Raw genomic sequence first — 16315 nt, forward strand, 5'->3', positions numbered from 1 at the left:
ATTGGTGACTGGTGCGGCGTATTAAGCATTGAGCTGTGGTTCTTTGAGTTCTTTAATTAATACGAGGCTAAAGGCGATCAAAGCAATGTTTGTAGTCACAGGATTAAACGCTTCTATTAAAAGTGCAGGTTGTAAAACAGCTACAAACAGCATTAGCCCAACTAAAGCAGCTATATTGAGAATATTGATTAAGATTGAACGATAGAAAATAAAAAACAGCACGGCAAATATAATTTCACCAATGCCAGCTGCTCGGGTAATAAGTGTTGAAATTTCAGCATTAAAACCAAAACTGGCTGTCATTTTTAGTTCAAGGGGGGCTATGTGAATAAGTTTTGGCATCAGCCCATGATAAAGCCAACTAAAGCTGATAATAAATCGAGCGATTTGAATCGTAGTTAAATGCTTCATCGGGTAAGTTTACTTTGTGTGCTCTGATATTCAGAGCACACAGTATAGCTTATAAGCTAGTAGGTTGACCGAAACGGTTCTCAGCTTCATCACCTGCTAAAAAGCCATTTTCGATTAACGCCCAGATACCACCAATAACTGGAACTAAGCCAATCAATACCCACCAACCTGATTTATTACGGTCATGCCAGCGCTTTACTTGAACCGCAAGCGAAACCCACATAAGTGGGATATAAAAGATTAGTGTGATCACAGAGATTGCTGTTTCATTACCACCTGTTAATAATGCAACTACGAACATAAAAACAAATGAAGCTACAATAATACCTAAGAAAGAATACCAATAGGTCTTACGAGGAATACGACCTTTAAAAGAAAACAAAATTTCTTTCATGCTTAAAGTGGTTGTTTCTGTTGATGCTGTAGCAAGGTTTGATTCTGGGGCTTGATATACGTTTTCTGACACTGTCATTTCCTTTGATATGTGTTGTAGCAAACAAATTAATCTAGTCTGCTGATTTATGTTGTTAATAGTGCTGAATTAAGCATGAATAAGATAACACAAAATGATTGGATTTGGGTACTAAGAAATTGCTGGTAAACTTTATGCCTATGAACGCTATAATTTAGAAAATGGGTCTGAAAGCAACTCAGCTTTGAAATAACTTATCGCATCTTCAACATCAGAGAATGTTTTTTGCTGAAACTTAACCCCTCGTTCGAAGTAAAAGACCTCAATATGACTCTTTGCGTCGTAAATACAATGCCCTTCAATTCTTGGTAAAGTATCAATCGCATAGGTTTCTCTTTTAATGCCTTTTTTTATTAAATACTGCTTTAGCTCAATAAACTCCTGACACATGTTAGCATTCACTTTATTAATATTATTTAATAACTTACTGAGTTGTCATGGTAAAAGCAAGTAACCTAAAGCCATATAAAAAGTACCCTTAGGTGTTTTTAATTAACTCGGTTGTTGCCAATATTTAGCATATAAATTTGGGTAGGTTTGTTTTAAAAACTTTGCTTTATCTTTAAAACGTTTACCTTTTGGTTGCTCAAGGCCTGATGGCACAAAGGGTAATTCGTCATCATTACGTTCTTCGTAAAGCATACCGGCAATTAAATCGTACTCATCTAAATACGGGTAAGGCTGTTCGTTTAAATGATAAACCGGCGTACACTCGGCAATTGAGTCCGGGTTTTCAAGCGCCTTTAAAAAAGCCTGTTCACCACGTGAAATAAGCCAACATAAAAACTCAGAAAAACCATAATCATCGTTACAACCGGCCATTACATAAGCGGCACCAAATAAGTCCCAGGTATAGGCTTTACGCATACGTAGGTTAAACTGCTTATCAAATTCCATCAGCTGTTCGTCAGATAAATCAGTCAGCTTTGCTTTTAATGCGTTACAAACAGACTCAGGCTCGGCAGTTTTGTCTTCGGCGGTCACGAGTTGCCAAAATTCATTTTCGCTTAAAACACTCATGATAAAATCTCTTTCACGCGCCCAACTTGACCATCATCAAGTTGAACTTTAATACCATGCGGGTGGTTTGGTGATTTAGTTAATATACGTGACACCACACCTTGAGTTAACTGACCTGTTCGTTGATCTTGTTTTAAAACAATGTTGACTTCGCAGCCAATTGAAATTTGTGAACGCGTAGGCACTGCCATTGCTATATCTCTTTCAATAATTTTTGCCGATTATAGCCATTTGCGGCTGGCTTACCAAATTAAACCTGTTTGATTGGGCTGTTTTTAAGCAGCGCCTTTGGCAATATCTCATTTAAACGTTTAGTGATTGCTTCAGCTTTGCCTTTTATTTGAAAGTCATAACCTTGGCCGTTGCCATCTAATATGACGGCTAAATAGTTATCAGCAACTTTCAGTTGCGTAATACGGCTTAATTCAAGAGTCTCTTCTTTATCGCCATAATAAACCTGCTTAACCGTTAAGCTTCTGTCTGTTGCCGTGAGTGTTTTACTAAGGGCTGATTTGGCAGCAAATTTCTCTGTTGAGCGGTAGGCCTGTACCATAAAACCGATTGCAAATATAAAACCGGTAAAACTTGAAATAGGTAATGAGTCTGATTGCAAGCTGTACACACCTATACAAATAAATAACATAGCAAGGGCTAGATTTAACCTAACCATCTGTTTAGGGGTTAAATTTACGTACATTATTATTCCTTTAAAAACGCAATTGCTTTTGCATTGATAGCGAAATCTATAGCGCTCAATTCTTTGATAATTAAACTGGAAATTAACTGGGTTTGCTCAGCGGTTATCGGCAGCTCTTTACAATAACAACTTACTTTTAGTGATTGCGGTAGCTTTTTTAGGTCAGCAGTATGCGTTAACCATGAAAATTCGTGTATTTGCTTTTTTGCTTGTTCGCACGCTTGTGTCAAAGCAACTCGAATAGCCTTATCTATACGTTTTTCAGTTTTAGTCATGTTCTGCTTGTTGTTTTTTAAATTCTTCGTAGCTGTCTTGCTGGCGCTTTACGCACTCATGGTACTCTTTATCTGCCATATGATTGCATTCACTTAAACGCGCCGATTGAATTTCATGATAACGGGCATCTGAGCTACAAGCAGATAAAAGCACTGCAACAGTCGCAATCACGGCCAGTTTTAAGGCATTAAAAAACATTAAATTTCCTTTATGTAGTTATACATTGGTGCTGCGTTTTCCTGTATATTGCGTGGGTTTAAATATTATTACCAAAGGGTTCTATATGATGTTGTCGCAGTTACAACAGCTGTTTCAGCGTATCGATAAAAGTAAAATTTTTCAATCATTTGTTATTGCTGTCATTGTTATTTCAGCGCTAACAGTGGGTGCACACACCTACTCTTTACATCCAACTGCTGAGCTTGCCTTACATTGGATGGACTTAGGTATCACGGTATTCTTTTTAGTTGAGCTCGTGATACGGTTTATCGCCAGTCGTGGTTTTAAAGACTTTTTCACCAAAGGTTGGAATATTTTCGATTTTATAATCGTGGTGGGAAGCCTTTACCCTGCAGCTGGCTCTACGATTTTTATCGCTCGATTACTGCGTATTTTCCGCGTGTTGCGACTTGTATCTATGATCCCAGAGCTTAGACTGCTGGTTAACTCGCTTTTAAAAGCCATTCCACAAATGGGCTATATTGCCCTGCTCATGTTCGTGATCTTCTATATTTATGCCGCCATGGGTAGCATGCTGTTTGCTGATATAAATCCAGTATTGTGGGGTGATGTGTCTATTTCTATGCTCACATTATTTAGGATTGCCACGTTTGAGGATTGGACCGATGTTATGTATGAAACTATGGCTGTGTATGAACTCAGCTGGATTTTCTACCTAACGTTTATCTTCTTAACAGCCTTTGTATTTTTAAACATGATGGTTGGTGCAATATTAGAAGTTATGTCTGAAGAGCATCGTAACGCCCGTGAAGAGCAAACATCTGATGCCGACATGCCAGCAACCAAAGGGCAAATTGCTCAGCTTCAAGCTGAAATGGCTGAACTAAAACAACTACTGAAAGAAAAGTAGAAAGTTTTTAGATAATAGCTTTTAGATATTAGGCGCTAGGACCTAGACACTAGCGCCTTTTTTACCCTCGCTTTTCTACCTTCCATGGTGGGTTTAAGCGGTTTTCTCCCGCCCAATACAATTTAATTTTATTCCCTGATGGGTCTTTTAAAATTGCTTCTGTCCATAAATAACGCTGGGCGGTTGGCGGCTGCTCAAAGCTAATTCCTTTTTCAACAAGGCTTGCGTAGAGCTCATCGAGCTGCTCATGTTCAAAATAAATTACCGCACTATTACTAAACTCTTCAGTTTCTAATGACAGCGAAAATGTGGCATCACCATCTGGGCATTGAAAGCGTGCGTAATGCGCGGTATCCACTATCTGAATCATTCCCAGTGTTAAGTAAAAAGCCACCGCTTCATTCATATCCTTTACAGGTAACGTCACCTGATTGAGGTTCATTTGCTACTCCCATGTAATGCTTTATTCGTTGCTTCAGCATATCGCGTTCATTAAATTAAGCAAAAGATATGTTATGAGTTAGCGAGTTGCGAGAGTAAAGTTAGCAAGTTAGCAAGTTAGCAAGCTACAAGGTGAAAGTTTCTAGGAGGCGTTTCAACGGCGAACAGGTAGCAGTGATTTTATACCGCGTCCCAGACCCTGATTCCTAGCGCCTAATGTTTTCTTTCGTAGGCGTGAAACTTGTTTCGCGCGTTTGTAGGTCGTGCTTTAGCGCGATTGAGGGGAAAGTTAGCAAGCTACAAGGTGAAGGTTTCTAGGATACGTTTCAACGCCGAACATCTAAATTCACGGCTAAAGCCGTTCCTACGGGATTCATCGTATAGGGGTGAAACTTGTTTCGCGCGTTGTAGGTCGTGCTTTAGCGCGATTGAGGGGAAAGTTAGCGAGTTACTAGAGTAAAGTTTGTAGGAGGCGCGTTTCAACGCCAAACATCTAAATTCACGGCTGAAGCCGTTCTTACACGAGTTCCATATGCAATATTGGAAATGGTTTGCCCATATCATCTAATGGCGAGCGTGAGGCAACTTTAAAACCCATATGCTGATAAAACCCCACTGCAAGTGGGTTTTGCTCATTAACATCTACTTTGTTGGCAGCTAATTGCTCAACCGCATAGTTCAAGAGTGTTTTACCTATCCCCATACCCCTTGCGGCATCTAAAATGAACAACATTTCTATTTTACACTCATGTACGCCAACGAAGCCTAAAATTGCCTGATGCTCATCCTTAATGCACTTTAAAGTCACATTAGGAAATGCCTGTTCAATAATAATTGGCTTAAAAAAAGCGATGTCGTCTTCAGTTATAAAATCATGGGTTGATCGAACTGAGTTTTCCCATACAGCGAGTAGCTCTGGATAATCTTGGGCGTTCACACTATCTATTTTCATTATTTGCCATTTTATAGGAGTTTTCGTGCCTTGTGTTCTCTAATCAAATAACAAAATGATTCGTTACACGCTTTAGTTATTTATTCCATTAAAGCATGCAAAGTATATGAAACAAAGTGTATTTTACACTTTAAATTTACCCACTAAATCAGTCAGTGTATTCGATAACAGGTTTAGTTTCTCTCCATTACCTCTTGCACTATCGGCAATTTCGCTTACATCGTCAGCCGCATTTTTAATTTCAACAACATTGCGGTTAATGTCTTCGGCTACATGCTGTTGCTCTTCTGCTGCGGTGGCAATTTGTGTATTTAAATCGCTAATATTGACGATAGACGCGGTTATTTCGCTAAATTGTTTCTGTGCTGAATGAGCTAGATCAACTGTTTTGTTTGTACGGTTTAAGCTGGTTGTCATCTCTTTTGACACTTGATCAGACATTTTACGTAACGTATCTAACTGACTTGCTATTTCTTCTGTTGATTCTGAGGTTCTTTGTGATAACGCACGCACCTCATCTGCAACTACCGCAAAACCTCGACCATGGTCGCCTGCCCTCGCCGCTTCAATTGCTGCATTTAAGGCTAACAAATTGGTTTGCTCTGCAATACCTCTTATCACGCTTAATATCGACATGATGTTTTCGCTTTCAGCGTCGAGTTGGTTTATATCTTGGGTTGCTTTGGTTATCACCTCAGACAAAGACACAACACTATCAACCGTTTCAGATATAACACTTTGCCCAAGTTCAGAAGCCTGTTGTGTTTGCGATGCAAGCTCGGCTGCATTGGCACAACTAGCAGATACTTCATTAGCAGTCGCTGCCATTTCATTAATTGCTGTGGCCGCCATTTCAAGGGCTTGTTGTTGCTGTGATGTTGAGCCAGATAATTGCGCCGCCTGTGATGATGTTTGCGCTGAGGTATCACTAACATTTTGCGCACAATCATTAATTTGCGTGACTAAATCCGATATTAGATTCAAAAATAAGTTAAAGCTGTTAGCCAGTTTGGCCGTTTCATCGCGTGTTTTAATCACTAAACGTTTAGTTAAATCACCACCACCTTGCGATATCTCGGTAAGACCATCACTTACTTCAACAATAGGTGCAGAAATTAATTTAGAAATATAGCTAGCAACTAAAATGAACACAGCAATCAAGATTGCACTGATGACTAAAATGGTAATCGTCATTGCGTTTGCAGCACTCATCACTTCAGATTTTTCAACTAAACCTATAAATTTCCAGCCTAGTTTTTGCGAGGTGTAAATATTTGCTAAGTAATCTTTGCCATTAATGTCGATTTCAAATTGCCCCTGATTATTCTCAGCGAGCTGTTTGTATTTTCCGTTATTGACTTGTGCTAACTGTTTAAACCTGTAATCAGCATTTTTAACGTCAACGAGTACATTGCCACTATCTTCAATCAACATTAAATAGCCAGTTTCACCAAGTTTAATGTTCGCAATAATATCGGTAAGGCCCTGCAAGGATACATCCATGCCCTGCACACCAATAAACTCTCCTGCTTGTTTAATCGCTTTAACAGTAGAAACAATTACCATGTCATCGGCTGCCCAATAATAGGCATTGGTTCTTACCGTTTTACCATCTGCTGCTTTGCCTGTTTCGTACCAAGGCCTCACTCTAGGGTCATAATTCGCTGTAACTTCCCCCTCTGGCCATTGAATATAACCGCCTTGCTCATTACCCATATAAATATATGCAAGTCCCGGGTGGGTGGCGCCAAAGTGATCAAACAAACTAAAGGCGTTTTGTTCGATGTTACTACCACTTAAATGATCAAGCTTTTCTGCACTAGGTGACTGCATATGGGTTTTAACACCTTGCTTGGCATCTAAGATAGCGGCATGGGAAGCAAGGTAATCGACGTTTTTTTCGATTTCGGCAAAAAACATACTGATACCATTATCGACTTGTCTTGCTTCTCTTTCACTAAGCTCGGCAAAACTATCGAGGGCTTGCTGTCTTGTTTGTGTAATTACAAGCACAGCGATGATAATGAGTGGCAGCGCAATGGCTGACGCAAAGGCGAGTTTTAATTTTTTTGAAATGTTCATAGCCAACTTCCAACTAAGCACTTAAGAAAATATAGTGAGGGCTTGGAAGTTCGGCAAATAATTAAGTGTTTATTTTTTCGGTGCAAAGTAGATTAGGATAAATAAAATCAATCAGTTTTACATATCTTCTAAGATTGCTTTAACTCGAAACTTACCGTCTCTAAATATGACATTTAGTTGACAGATACATGGAATGTACTAACTTTAGTTTTAGTAGTTAACATGCTTTTAACAAAGCAGTGCTTGATACTTTCCAACCAATTGGCAGCATTTGCGGGATGCAAATTAGCTGCCTATTCCTACTTCATGTTTAAGCATATAGCTAAGTAAGGCTTGGGCATCTGGGTGTTTATCTGATTTTAACCCTGTTACAACACCTTGTTGATCCGCTGCCGATTTATGCTGGCCTAACTTCTCTTTTGCCTGAATTGAATCAAGTTCGATTTTAATACCAACAATGCCACGAAGTAACTTGGCTTGATAATCAGCTGGCAATAAGCTGGTGTCGTTTAAAATACTTGGCTCGTATTGGCTAATTAACTCATCTAGGCAGGCTAAGGTGTTTTCATGATTGAGGTATTCTACTTTGCCCTTGGCATGCACCGCAGCGTAGTTCCAAGTCGATACAGCTGGCTTCTCACTATACCAAGTGGGAGATATATAACTATGCGGGCCGTTAAAAACCACTAATACACTGGTACCTTGCAAGCTTTTGCCGTGACTATTAGACCGTGACACATGACCATATAAGGTACCAAACTCGCCCTCATCGGGCTTATAAACTAAAGGTAAATGAGTTGCCTCAAACTCACTATCAACCATCAGTGCAAAGCTGTAGGTTTTAATGAACTGCGATACTCGCTCTGGTGTCATTTTCCATTTATTAGGGGTGTGCATTACTGTCCTTTAGTGCTAAAAAAGGCCAGCAAACTGCTAGCCTTAATATTGAGTTGTGTGATTAATGTTGACCATCAACAATAATGCGTAACATACGACGAAGTGGCTCAGCTGCACCCCATAACAATTGGTCACCAACCGTAAACGCACTGATATACTCTGGGCCCATCGCTAATTTACGAATACGACCTACCGGAATAGACAACGTGCCAGTTACTTTTACAGGGGTTAAATCTGTAGCTGAAATGTCACGATCATTCGGGATCACTTTTACCCACTCATTGTGAGAAGCAAGAATTTCTTCAATTTTCTCAACGCTAATGTCTTTGCGCAGCTTAATTGTCATCGCTTGTGAGTGACAACGCATTGCGCCAATGCGAACACATAAACCATCAACAGGGACAGGTTGTTCGCTGCTACCTAAAATTTTGTTTGCTTCAACTTGCGCTTTCCACTCTTCTTTACTTTGACCGCTTGGCATTGGTACATCAATCCAAGGGATAAGGCTACCGGCTAGAGGCACACCAAACTGGTCTTGCGGTAAATCGCTTGAGGCAATTTTTTCGGTGACTAACTTATCAATCTCAAGAATCGCAGCATTTGGATCTGCAAGCTTGTCAGCAACGGTTTCGTGAATTGCACCCATTTGCGCAATTAACTCTTTCATGTTGCGTGCGCCTGCACCAGAAGCCGCTTGATATGTCATTGGGCTTACCCATTCAATCAAGTCTTGTTCAAATAAACCGCCTAGGGCTAATAGCATAAGTGATACGGTACAGTTACCGCCCACATAGGTTTTAACACCTTGCTCTAAGCCCGCACTGATAACGTCTTTATTTACCGGATCTAGCACAATAATACTGTCGTCACTCATACGCAGTGCCGATGCCGCATCAATCCAGTAACCTTGCCAACCTGATTCACGTAATTGCGGGTAAACGGCTTTGGTATAGTCACCGCCTTGGCAAGTAACAATAATATCCATCTTCGCAAGCTCAGCGATATCATTGGCATCTAAAAGCGGTTTAGCAGGGCCAGCAAGATCAGGGCCTAATTGACCGGTTTGTGAGGTGGTGAAAAAAGTCGTGTCGATATTAGAAAAATCATTTTCTTGCTGCATACGTTCTAATAACACAGAGCCAACCATGCCCCGCCAACCGACTAATCCTACTTTTTTCATTGTTTGTTCCACTGTTTGATTCATTCAAATTACCTAAACTGTTAAAAATTAAAGTCCATTGCGTGAGAGTTTAATTTTTACAGAAGTAATCTAGCATTGCGGCCTTAGCAAAACCAGCGCTAACCGAGTAACATCAAAATTTTTCATCTTAGCATTGGGCAAGCGTCTGGTAGCACCATGTTTAGCGCGCCAGCGTGCACTTCAAAACGCTGTTGTTTTGAGGTGATTGGCTCGCCATCTAAGTTTATTGGCATTTCTGTTTGTGTTTGCCATTCAAGCCAAGGCACTTGAAAGCGTTTTACCCATTGTTGTGATGAATTAGGATAGTTACTTAGCTCTTCGATAACCGCTGGTACATCTGAAATTGCAAATGATGTAAACGCCACTAAATCAACCAAGCCATCATTTATGTACGCATGTGGCGCAAGTGGCTGGCCACCGCCCGCTTGGCGGCCATTACATACGGCAGCGGCAATAATATCGCCCGAAGTACGTTCACCATCAGGCAGCGTTAACTCGCCACTGTAAGGTACAAAACTCAGCGCTTGTACAAGACCAGCCAAGGTATACGCCCCACCACCGAGTAAGTTTTTCAGTGCAGGCGGTGTGGTTGCGGTAATTTTTGCCCCAAAGCCAGCACTGGCTACGTTCACAAAATAACGCTTATCAACCTCTACCGTATCAATTGCATGCGGCTGACCATCTGCGGCAAGTTTCAGTGCTGGCAAGTACCCGTGAGGAATATTAGCGGCTGTAGCAAAATCATTCGCTGTGCCCATAGGTACAATTGCAAGCTCTAAACGTTGTGACTTTTCCAGTTTCATTAATGCATTAACGGCTTCATTAACGGTGCCATCACCACCAGCTACTACAACACGTTTTACACCCTCTGCCACGGCTTCATTGATAAAGCGCTCAATGTCACCGCCTTCATAGGTAACACGCACCGCAAGTTGCTGACTAGTTCGAAATTGACCGATGGCGTCACGAAGCTGCTCATCAGCCGCTTTTTTGCCATTTATAATTAACCGTAAGTCCATTTTAAATCCCTGTTTTAACACTTAGAACTACCATAACACGCAATGGTTTATAGACAATACAGAAACAAAAAAGCCCTGCTAGTGCAGGGCTAAATCAACGTTAGGATTTATTATTGTATCCTTCCTTGGTCAGAGATTTAAAACTGATATTTGTACTCAATTGAGAACTCAGTGCCTTTCTCTTTAGAGCGAGTTAAGGTACCCGCTGACTCTATTTCAGATTTTGCGCCCAAAATATTCGTCACTTTAAACTTCAAGCTTGAGTTGAAATCAGGGAAATAGGTGTAGTTAAAGTCTAGAGAGTGGAAAGGTTGCTCCATCCAATCTTCTTGACCTTCAATGCCAGGAATTATAATCCGCTCACCAAATACGTTATAGATTAGCGTTGAAGCATGTTGCCCACTAGGTGCGTCATAGCCTAACTGCATGTTTACAACATATTTTGAGTGACCCGTCATGCGACGTGTTGTATTTGTAACCGCTGCAGAAACCCCTGTTTGTTCAACAATCGCCTGACGGTCCATGTTGATTTCTGAGTCACTTAAAGTCACGTTACCTGTCATGAATACGTCTTGCCAGAATCCACCTAAGAAAGCGAAATCTTTCAGGTATTCAAATTCAACACCAGCAACATAGCCATCTTCTGCATTAGCAATACGTACCAGAGGTGGACCATCTTGTGCAGGTGATTGAACAGACTCAATTGGGTCAACCATGTCTTTATAGAACACACCAACAGAGAAGTTCTCGCCCGTATCAAAATAGTTTTCCCAGCGGAAATCATAGTTTTTGATTTGGGTTGTACGTAGACCTGGCGTACCACCTACAGGGTATTCTGTAAGCGGATCGATGTAAGTTGCGTCAGAAATCTCACGTAAATCTGGGCGAACAACAGTTTCACCATAGCTTAAGCGCCATTGCGTTTCGTCACTTTGTACATAAGTTAATGCAAGTGCGCTATAAACGTCGTCTTCACGGAATGCGAGCTGATCTAACTCATCATAATCGATAGAAGATGCAAGGCCACCAGTAAATGGGTCAAGAGGAACAGATACTTGACGGAAATCTTCCCAACGTAAACCACCGGTAATACGCCATGTGTTATTGAAGAAGAAATCAGCTTCGAAGTAGTATGCATCCACTTTCTGCGCTGACTTATAGTCATCGCCTGAAACCGTTGTGTCGTTTAAGATTGGCTGCGTTAGTGACGCGTTTGTAAGTACATCATCAGATAAAATGGTGTTTAACTCATTTCCGTTTAAGTCAACATCTGAGAATGCACGTGTATTGATATCAAAACGACGGTTAGTTGCTGAACGCTCTTTAGAGATAAAGTCGGCACCTGATTTAAGCTCAACATCCACGCCATCTAGCATAATAGGCAACGTAAAGTTAAAACCGTAGTTCTCTACTTCATCATCCAAATCTTGGAAAGTGTAACGTGCAGCTGTTGTTGCATTGGTTAATGCGCTTTCGTTTACTGTATCGTAAAACCCATCTTCGTTAGCATCAGTAACAATGAAACGAGTTTCCATGTTACCTGGTGCGTAACGGTTTGAGCGACCAATTGAATACTTCCAGTCAAAACCCGCGTAATTCAACCAATCAAAAGTATGCATACCTTTTAACTGATTAACGATCAGCTCACGCTCTTCATAACGAACATCGTACGAGCGTACACGCTTGTTGTCTGAGGTATTGTTGTTTTGGTCAATACCTAAACGGTCTGAAATTTTATCTTCAGTATCACGTAGGATTAATGCTGTGTAGTCAATTTTATGCGCTTTGTCATACTCAACACCAACCGTAACCATTCCTGATGTCTTAACCGTGTGTTCTGTACTTAGTACTTGGTCATAACCACGGATCATGGTTGTTGAGTTTTCACCAATCAAGAAACCTTGACCTTGATACTCATCTGAAACAACGTGTTTATTATCGTAGCTAAGCGACGATAAGAAACCGTAGCGCCATTTATCCGATTCAAAGCTGTTACCTAACGTGGCAGTGAACTTTGTATTTGGATCAACCTTTGCTGATTTTGGATCATAATCGCGATTTAACGACAGTGCTAAAGCACGGCTTTGCTCAGGTGTTAAATCATCAAGCGATTGACCACTTTGGTATACATCAAGGATAGGACGCGGAATTTCGCGTGTGCCATCGTCAACACCGTACCAGTCATCCGAACCACCGTTGTATTCAAGACCATCATCAAAGTTATTGTTGTTATAACCAAGCTGACCCGTCACATCAAATACAAACTGATCAGGAATTGATTTCAAGCGAATATCAACGTTACCACCACCAAAAGATGCTGGCATTGACGGTGAATATGATTTTTGTACTGATAAGCTTTCGATAATACCTGATGGAAATAAATCCAGTGGTAATACAGAACGCGTTGGATCTGGGCTTGGTACAGCAGAATTATTTAACTGTGTACTTGAATATCGTTCACCTAGACCACGTACATAAATAAACTTACCATCAACAAGTGTTAAACCTGTTACACGGCGTAGCGCTGCAGCAGCGTCACTATCACCACTACGTGAAATTTGCTCTGCACCCATAATATCAGCAACGAATGCTTGCTGTTTACGCTCTTCTAGAACAGCTGTTGCAGTGCCTTTTAAACGACTTGCACTTACAACAACTTCTTCAAGAACAGCTTCTTCGTCTGCTTCAGCTGCGTGTGCTGAGACACTCAATCCGCATAAGATAGCTGCGCTTAGTGCTGTTAAGCTGAACTGTTTTGAATATTGTTTCATGTTTACCTCTATCTGAAATAAGTTACAGAAAGTTGTTTAAAGGTGCTAAACACGTTGTTTAGCACCTCGCTTACTGTGTTATTCCAGACCTACTGTCCAACCTTCAGTCCAGTTGTTATCAGCAGATACTGCACCAATGTGCGTTGTTGTATCGAAGAAACCGTCGATTGCTTTAACGTCTGTCGCTGTTGTTGTATCGATAGTGAAGATACCATTTACAACTTGCGTTTGACCTGTAGCAACTAAGTTACCTAATGTGTTTGTCCACCAGTTTTCAACACTGAAATCTACACCACTTGGGTCTTTGAAGTTTTCAGAACATGCAATCACTGATGATTTAATCATTAAGGTACCATCTTGAGCATTCTTAACTGTTTCACTTTCACCTGAAGCAGCACCTTCAATCTCTAGACATTCGCCCATACCTTCAGGGCCCGTTACGATTGCGTTATAGATTTGCGCACCCGTACCTTCACGGAAGTACATACCTTCTGAGTCATCTTCACCATCAAAGGTATTACCGATGATTGTTAAGTTAGCAATTGTTGGGTTTGACTTAGGTGTTTTAGACGGTGTAGAACCATCGTTGTCTGCTTCAATACCACGGTTCGCGTCTGAGTTATCAGCTGCTTGCTTAACAAGAATGTGCTGCATTTTACCTTGGAAACCATTGTCCCAGTCGATGCTGTCATCTTGAATGCTTGTTAGTACTAAGTACTTCGCTTGAACGTTACCACCGAAGAACTCAACACCGTCATCCGCATTTTGGTGTACTTGTACATACTCAACAGTTGTACCAGAACCAACACCACCGAACGTGATACCGTTTAATTCGTTATCTGGTGCGATTTCGTACCCACCATTCATCACACGAACATAACGCAGTGTACCTGAGTTATCCGTTGTATCAGTACCACCGAACACCGCACCTGACTCAACACCTTCAACTTGAAGTGCACAATCACCTTCTGCTGGACACTTGTTTGATGGTGCGTTACCAAGAAGTACTAAACCACCCCATTGACCAGCGGCTGTAGTACCACCCATCACATCTTGGCTTGAAGTGAACGAGATTGGCTCATCTTTAGTACCGTTAGCATTAATTTTTGAACCACGGCTAATTACTAAGTAATCATCACCTGTACGGCCATATACTGTTACGCCTGGCTCGATTGTTAAAGTAGCTGAATCTGCATTATCTTCACCTACAAATACTGCGCCGCTTAATGCGTAGTAGTTACCCGCAGTAAGAGTTAAATCAGCGGTGATACGACCAGACACTTCACATGTTGTTGTGCTGCCATCAACTGGAGAAATTGACGTTGTACCTGATGGACAACCTGCTACTGCTGGTGGTGCAGTTACTTCACCGCCACCGTAACCAAATGCCCAACCTTCACGCCAGTCATCTGAATCATTCAGTGCACCAACAAAGTCAACTGTATCGAAGAACGCATCAACAGTATTTGCTACATCTTGGCCCGCGCCTAGTAATGGAGAACCTGCAATTGGTTGACCGTTTGCACCAAGCATTGGCTTATCATTGATTACGTTACCAGATTGTGCTGTAAACCACGTTTCAAGCTCTAGTAATGAATTGCCGCTACCATCAACTGGGTTTTTGAAGTTTTCGCCATTAGTACACGACATGAATGTGTTTTGAATTAAGATAGTACCATCGTTAGCGTTATTAACTGTTTCGCTTACACCGTCTTCAGCACCTTCAATTTCTAAACACTCACCCATTTCGTCAGAGCCAGTGATCACAGAGTTGTAAAGGTGTAAACCTGTACCTTCACGAAGGTAGATACCCTCAGCATCGTCTTCACCGTCGAAGTTGTTGCCGATGATTGTTAAGTTAGAGATGATTGGTAATGATTTTGGTTCTTTAGAAGGTGTGCTACCGTCGTTATCTGCTTCGATACCACGGTTTGCATCTGTTGAATCTGGATCTTGTTCAACGTAAACGAATTGCATTTTACCTTGGTAACCATTGTCCCAGTCGATGCTATCGTCGTCGATGCTTGTTAATACAACGTGCTTCAGATTTACCGCACCACCGAAGAATTCAACACCATCATCTGAGTTGTTGTGAACTTGTAAGTACTCAACCGTTGTACCAGAACCAACAGCACCAAATGTAATACCATTTAGTTCATTATCTGGGGCAATTTCATAACCAGCATTTTTAACAACAACGTACTTTAAAGTACCAGAACTATCTGTATTGTCTGTACCGCCGAATACAGCACCAGATTCAACACCTTCAACTTGAAGAGCACAATCGCCTTCAGCAGGACACTTATTAGAGATACCGTTACCAAGAAGCACCATACCGCCCCATTGGCCTGCAGATGTTTCTTCACCAACTACGTCTTGCTTAGAAGTAAAGATGATAGGGTCGTTTTTAGTACCTGTAGCTTCAATTTTAGAGTCACGGCTAACAACTAGGTAATCAGAACCGCTGTTACCGAATACTACCGCACCCGCTTCAATTGTTAACGTTGCACTGTCTGCTTTATCGTTACCAACGAATACAGCACCATCAAGCGCCCAAAATGCGTCTGTTGATAATGTTGTATCTTCAGTGATTACGCCTGAAAGAACTTGTACTGTCACATCACGACCTAATGCAGCAGACACTTCGTTCGAAAGACTTTGGCTGTATACACCCGGTAACTCTTCAGTTGTTGGTGGTGTAGTTGGGTTAGTAGGTGTAGTTGGTTGCTCAACTGTTTCTTCTACGTTGATGTTGATATCACCACCGCCACAACCTGCTAGTGAGATTGCTGTAGCTACAAGACTAACCTTGAATAAGCCAGATAATTTCATTGTTCACTCCGTTAAGATAGATATTTAATTATTGTGTTAGCGCATAAACTCAAGTCACCAAAAAGCACTGAAACTTAATGCTTTTGGGTCACTTGAGTTTTAAACTGCGACTACCTTACGGGAGCTGTATGACAAACTAGTTACACTTTAATAA

At 41.1% G+C, this 16315-nt stretch carries 17 protein-coding genes; 1 reads left to right on the forward strand and 16 read right to left on the reverse strand.

Annotated elements, in window-relative coordinates:
- Positions 1 to 21: 21 nt before the first annotated feature.
- The 8 genes from L1D51_RS15355 to L1D51_RS15390 all read right to left on the reverse strand — a co-directional run bounded on the left by L1D51_RS15355 (position 22) and on the right by L1D51_RS15390 (position 3074).
- Complete coding sequence (locus tag L1D51_RS15355; protein ID WP_239964064.1) at positions 22 to 411, reverse strand: DoxX-like family protein; 390 nt, start codon at positions 409 to 411, stop codon at positions 22 to 24.
- A 49-nt stretch (positions 412 to 460) separates the two neighbouring features.
- Complete coding sequence (locus L1D51_RS15360) at positions 461 to 877, reverse strand: DUF805 domain-containing protein (protein WP_082665559.1); 417 nt, start codon at positions 875 to 877, stop codon at positions 461 to 463.
- A gap of 153 nt (positions 878 to 1030) precedes the next feature.
- Positions 1031 to 1273: a hypothetical protein gene (locus L1D51_RS15365; RefSeq protein ID WP_239964065.1), complete on the reverse strand. Its 243-nt coding sequence runs from the start codon at positions 1271 to 1273 to the stop codon at positions 1031 to 1033.
- A gap of 102 nt (positions 1274 to 1375) precedes the next feature.
- Positions 1376 to 1903 carry a DUF4240 domain-containing protein gene (locus L1D51_RS15370; protein ID WP_239964066.1) on the reverse strand — a complete coding sequence of 176 codons (528 nt, stop codon included), beginning with the start codon at positions 1901 to 1903 and terminating at the stop codon, positions 1376 to 1378.
- Complete coding sequence (locus tag L1D51_RS15375; protein ID WP_036971837.1) at positions 1900 to 2094, reverse strand: YwbE family protein; 195 nt, start codon at positions 2092 to 2094, stop codon at positions 1900 to 1902. Before L1D51_RS15375 ends, L1D51_RS15370 begins: the two co-directional genes overlap by 4 nt.
- Positions 2095 to 2153: 59 nt before the next feature.
- Positions 2154 to 2600, reverse strand: a complete 447-nt coding sequence (locus L1D51_RS15380) for a hypothetical protein (protein ID WP_239964067.1) — start codon at positions 2598 to 2600, stop codon at positions 2154 to 2156.
- Between the two features lie 2 nt (positions 2601 to 2602).
- A complete protein-coding gene (locus L1D51_RS15385) occupies positions 2603 to 2875 on the reverse strand; it encodes a hypothetical protein (protein ID WP_239964069.1) in 273 nt (90 codons plus the stop codon).
- Positions 2868 to 3074, reverse strand: a complete 207-nt coding sequence (locus tag L1D51_RS15390) for a hypothetical protein (RefSeq protein WP_239964071.1) — start codon at positions 3072 to 3074, stop codon at positions 2868 to 2870. The genes L1D51_RS15385 and L1D51_RS15390 overlap by 8 nt, the downstream gene beginning before the upstream one ends.
- An 88-nt stretch (positions 3075 to 3162) precedes the next feature.
- Between L1D51_RS15390 and L1D51_RS15395 the strand changes: the two genes are divergently transcribed.
- On the forward strand, positions 3163 to 3966 hold the full coding sequence (locus L1D51_RS15395; protein ID WP_200907879.1) for an ion transporter: 804 nt from the start codon (positions 3163 to 3165) through the stop codon (positions 3964 to 3966).
- 61 nt (positions 3967 to 4027) lie between these two features.
- Here L1D51_RS15395 and L1D51_RS15400 read toward each other — a convergent pair whose 3' ends face one another.
- The 8 genes from L1D51_RS15400 to L1D51_RS15435 all read right to left on the reverse strand — a co-directional run bounded on the left by L1D51_RS15400 (position 4028) and on the right by L1D51_RS15435 (position 16161).
- On the reverse strand, positions 4028 to 4408 hold the full coding sequence (locus L1D51_RS15400; RefSeq protein WP_239964073.1) for a VOC family protein: 381 nt from the start codon (positions 4406 to 4408) through the stop codon (positions 4028 to 4030).
- Between the two features lie 516 nt (positions 4409 to 4924).
- Complete coding sequence (locus tag L1D51_RS15405) at positions 4925 to 5359, reverse strand: GNAT family N-acetyltransferase (protein ID WP_054563811.1); 435 nt, start codon at positions 5357 to 5359, stop codon at positions 4925 to 4927.
- Between the two features lie 123 nt (positions 5360 to 5482).
- Positions 5483 to 7441 carry a methyl-accepting chemotaxis protein gene (locus tag L1D51_RS15410; protein ID WP_239964074.1) on the reverse strand — a complete coding sequence of 653 codons (1959 nt, stop codon included), beginning with the start codon at positions 7439 to 7441 and terminating at the stop codon, positions 5483 to 5485.
- Between the two features lie 285 nt (positions 7442 to 7726).
- Entirely contained in the window at positions 7727 to 8338 is a 612-nt protein-coding gene (locus tag L1D51_RS15415) for an FMN-binding negative transcriptional regulator (protein ID WP_239964076.1), read from the reverse strand.
- A 61-nt stretch (positions 8339 to 8399) separates the two neighbouring features.
- Entirely contained in the window at positions 8400 to 9542 is a 1143-nt protein-coding gene (asd, locus tag L1D51_RS15420) for an aspartate-semialdehyde dehydrogenase (RefSeq protein WP_054563808.1), read from the reverse strand.
- 119 nt (positions 9543 to 9661) lie between these two features.
- On the reverse strand, positions 9662 to 10558 hold the full coding sequence (gene yegS / locus L1D51_RS15425; RefSeq protein WP_055198998.1) for a lipid kinase YegS: 897 nt from the start codon (positions 10556 to 10558) through the stop codon (positions 9662 to 9664).
- Between the two features lie 137 nt (positions 10559 to 10695).
- Positions 10696 to 13329, reverse strand: coding sequence for a TonB-dependent receptor domain-containing protein (locus L1D51_RS15430; protein WP_054563806.1), 2634 nt, complete (start codon positions 13327 to 13329; stop codon positions 10696 to 10698).
- Between the two features lie 78 nt (positions 13330 to 13407).
- The gene (locus L1D51_RS15435; protein ID WP_054563805.1) at positions 13408 to 16161 is read right to left on the reverse strand and encodes a hypothetical protein; all 2754 of its coding nucleotides are present in this window, start codon (positions 16159 to 16161) and stop codon (positions 13408 to 13410) included.
- Positions 16162 to 16315 lie beyond the last annotated feature (154 nt).

The organism is Pseudoalteromonas shioyasakiensis, from assembly GCF_022398475.1.
GTDB lineage: Bacteria > Pseudomonadota > Gammaproteobacteria > Enterobacterales > Alteromonadaceae > Pseudoalteromonas.

Bases quoted from the DNA above. Each gene is read 5' to 3' on its own strand.
- L1D51_RS15355 (WP_239964064.1), bottom strand. From the start codon at position 411: ATGAAGCATTTAACTACGATTCAAATCGCTCGATTTATTATCAGCTTT.
- L1D51_RS15430 (WP_054563806.1), bottom strand. From the start codon at position 13,329: ATGAAACAATATTCAAAACAGTTCAGCTTAACAGCACTAAGCGCAGCT.
- L1D51_RS15375 (WP_036971837.1), bottom strand. From the start codon at position 2,094: ATGGCAGTGCCTACGCGTTCACAAATTTCAATTGGCTGCGAAGTCAAC.
- L1D51_RS15400 (WP_239964073.1), bottom strand. From the start codon at position 4,408: ATGAACCTCAATCAGGTGACGTTACCTGTAAAGGATATGAATGAAGCG.
- L1D51_RS15380 (WP_239964067.1), bottom strand. From the start codon at position 2,600: ATGTACGTAAATTTAACCCCTAAACAGATGGTTAGGTTAAATCTAGCC.
- L1D51_RS15385 (WP_239964069.1), bottom strand. From the start codon at position 2,875: ATGACTAAAACTGAAAAACGTATAGATAAGGCTATTCGAGTTGCTTTG.
- L1D51_RS15410 (WP_239964074.1), bottom strand. From the start codon at position 7,441: ATGAACATTTCAAAAAAATTAAAACTCGCCTTTGCGTCAGCCATTGCG.
- L1D51_RS15405 (WP_054563811.1), bottom strand. From the start codon at position 5,359: ATGAAAATAGATAGTGTGAACGCCCAAGATTATCCAGAGCTACTCGCT.
- L1D51_RS15415 (WP_239964076.1), bottom strand. From the start codon at position 8,338: ATGCACACCCCTAATAAATGGAAAATGACACCAGAGCGAGTATCGCAG.
- L1D51_RS15365 (WP_239964065.1), bottom strand. From the start codon at position 1,273: ATGTGTCAGGAGTTTATTGAGCTAAAGCAGTATTTAATAAAAAAAGGC.
- L1D51_RS15435 (WP_054563805.1), bottom strand. From the start codon at position 16,161: ATGAAATTATCTGGCTTATTCAAGGTTAGTCTTGTAGCTACAGCAATC.
- L1D51_RS15395 (WP_200907879.1), top strand. From the start codon at position 3,163: ATGTTGTCGCAGTTACAACAGCTGTTTCAGCGTATCGATAAAAGTAAA.
- L1D51_RS15370 (WP_239964066.1), bottom strand. From the start codon at position 1,903: ATGAGTGTTTTAAGCGAAAATGAATTTTGGCAACTCGTGACCGCCGAA.
- asd (WP_054563808.1), bottom strand. From the start codon at position 9,542: ATGAATCAAACAGTGGAACAAACAATGAAAAAAGTAGGATTAGTCGGT.
- yegS (WP_055198998.1), bottom strand. From the start codon at position 10,558: ATGGACTTACGGTTAATTATAAATGGCAAAAAAGCGGCTGATGAGCAG.
- L1D51_RS15390 (WP_239964071.1), bottom strand. From the start codon at position 3,074: ATGTTTTTTAATGCCTTAAAACTGGCCGTGATTGCGACTGTTGCAGTG.